We start from the raw sequence: 1,995 nt of genomic DNA, 5'->3' as shown, positions 1-1,995 counted from the left end.
ATATACAAACCTACCTATTTATTACTATAATAGATAGATTATATCTATAATATAGAGAGCAAGTTATGGGGAAACTGGTTAGTATTGGGGAGGCTGCCAAACATTTCGGGGTTGCTCAATCCACATTAAGACGTTGGGATGAGAATGGTACGTTAGTCGCCAAGCGAACCGAAAACGGGCATAGGCGATATGATTTAAGTGAAATCAGACCGCATTCCTTGAATACACCACCTAAATTAGACCGAAAAACCATTGCTTATGCTCGTGTGTCGAGTCGTGATCAAAAAGACGACTTACTTCGCCAGTCTCAAGTTTTGGAACTTTATTGTGCCAGGCAAGGCTGGACTTTTGAGACGATTACCGATCTTGGTAGTGGAATGAATTATAAAAAGAAAGGCTTAAAAAACCTGCTTGATGACATACTGAGCAATAAAGTTGAACGGCTGGTAATTACCCATAAAGACAGGCTTTTACGATTTGGTGCAGAACTGGTTTTCATGTTGTGTGAGGCTCGTGACGTTGAAGTGGTAATAATCAATCAAGGTGAAGAGTTGAGTTTTGAGCAAGAATTAGCCCAAGATGTATTGGAGATTATCACCGTATTTTCAGCGAGGCTATACGGCTCTCGCAGCAAGAAAAACCAACAATTAATAGAGGCGGTTAAAAAAGCATTATGATCCGTGGACACATTATCGAACTCAAGCCAAACAACGTACAGGCAAATCACCTTGCTCGTGCTTGTGGCGTGGCGAGAAAAGCCTACAACTGGGCTTTGCATGAGTGGCAGCGGCAGTATGCGCTTGACAAAGCGTACCGTGATGCGTGTTTGGCCGCAGGCGTTGAGGTTGATACTAAAAATCTAAACAAGCCCTCACAGGCGAAGCTCAGACGCGAATTGAACGCCATTAAGCGTGAATTATTCCCCTATATGCTGGAAGTGACCAAATGCGCTCCGCAGGCGGCAATCATGCAGTTGGGTGATGCTTATAACAACTTCTTTAAAGGCTTAGCGAAATACCCAACCGCTCGTAAAAAAGGCCGTGACGATAGATTCAGTTTATCCAACGACCAATTTGCCATTAAAGGTAAATCCATTCGTATCCCAAACTTGGGCTGGGTTCGCTTAAAAGAAGCTTTACGTTTTGACGGCAAGATCATGTCAGCCACCATCTCTAAACGTGGCGGTAAGTGGTTTGTTAGTGTGGCTGTTGAAATACAAAAAGCTGTAATTCCTACTAAAAAGACAGGTAAAAGCGTTGGTGTTGATCTTGGTATTACCGACTTACTGGTTTTATCAGACGGCACTAAAATTAAAGCGCCAAAACCACTTCAAGCAAACCTTAAAAAACTAAGAACGCTAAACAAAGCGCTCAGTCGCACTAAAAAAGGCAGTAAAAACAGAGAAAAAGCGAAAACCAAGCTCTCTCGTTTGCACTATAAGATCAGGTGTATTAGGCAAGATTCTCTCCATCAAATCACAACAAGTCTGGTTAATGAGTTCGATGTGATTGCGATTGAGGATTTGAATGTCAAAGGTATGGTTAAGAACAGGCGGCTATCAAGAGCTATCAGTGACTTGGGTTTCTTTGAGTTTAAGCGACAGCTTATCTACAAAGCCACTGAGCAAGGCAAGGTTGTGAAATCAGTCGGACCCTTCTACCCAAGCTCAAAAACCTGTTCAAACTGCAATCATATCCTTGGTAAAGATGAGCTAACATTGAAAATGCGTGAGTGGTTGTGCCCTAACTGTCAGGTTTCTCATGACCGTGACCTCAACGCCAGCATCAATATTTTAAATAACGCGACTGTTATTTTAACAGCTGCATAATCCTGTTTATTGGACGGTGAGTTCCATCGCCAATTAAAAAAGTCTGTGGAGTCGTGGTCAGTCTAAATCTCAAATGAGAAATAGCGCGTGACAATGAAGCAGAAAGAAAACGTCAAACCTATCTAATAGTCAATATTGGCTAGGTTTGAGTAAGATTTTTGGAACGG

Annotated in this window: 2 protein-coding genes; both read left to right on the top strand. The window is 42.1% G+C overall.

The window, feature by feature from the left end; genetic code table 11:
- Window positions 1–65: 65 nt before the first annotated feature.
- Window positions 66–677 (top strand): IS607 family transposase, encoded by a 612-nt coding sequence (locus CXF58_RS01090; RefSeq protein ID WP_102076310.1) that lies wholly within the window; start codon window positions 66–68, stop codon window positions 675–677.
- Window positions 674–1,828, top strand: coding sequence for an RNA-guided endonuclease InsQ/TnpB family protein (locus CXF58_RS01085; RefSeq protein WP_093071385.1), 1,155 nt, complete (start codon window positions 674–676; stop codon window positions 1,826–1,828). The genes CXF58_RS01090 and CXF58_RS01085 overlap by 4 nt, the downstream gene beginning before the upstream one ends.
- Window positions 1,829–1,995 lie beyond the last annotated feature (167 nt).

This window comes from Psychrobacter sp. Sarcosine-02u-2 (assembly GCF_002836335.1).
Taxonomy (GTDB): Bacteria; Pseudomonadota; Gammaproteobacteria; order Pseudomonadales; family Moraxellaceae; genus Psychrobacter; species Psychrobacter faecalis.
This window is presented reverse-complemented; position numbering and strand designations above follow the sequence as displayed.

What these genes read in the sequence shown, in the direction of transcription:
- CXF58_RS01090 (WP_102076310.1), top strand. Translation starts at nt 66, where the DNA reads ATGGGGAAACTGGTTAGTATTGGGGAGGCTGCCAAACATTTCGGGGTT.
- CXF58_RS01085 (WP_093071385.1), top strand. Translation starts at nt 674, where the DNA reads ATGATCCGTGGACACATTATCGAACTCAAGCCAAACAACGTACAGGCA.